1 pseudogene is annotated in these 236 nt (G+C 60.2%); it reads right to left on the reverse strand.

Features of this window, described 5'->3' with window-relative positions:
• Positions 1–46 precede the first annotated feature (46 nt).
• A pseudogene (locus tag KVT28_RS26885) lies at positions 47–236 on the reverse strand (indolepyruvate decarboxylase); the annotation flags it as partial.

Genomic DNA, 236 nt, shown 5'->3' on the forward strand with positions numbered 1-236 from the left:
GCCTACCGATCACCTGCCCGAGTTCCCAGCGGCAAGTTCCCGATGTTTAGACACTATTACGCTGATGCAGTGCGGCGGTGACCTTACGTAGCAGCGGCGGCAAGTCCTGTTTGTCCAACACCACTTCCACCAGCGACAGACGTCGAATCCGCATCAATTGTTCCAACACCGCGTCGAGTTGCACCGTATCGCTGACGCGCCAGCTTTGCGCCGCACAGTGCTGGCCCAGCGCCTGC

Source organism: Pantoea sp. GbtcB22 (assembly GCF_019091025.1).
GTDB lineage: Bacteria > Pseudomonadota > Gammaproteobacteria > Enterobacterales > Enterobacteriaceae > Pantoea > Pantoea leporis.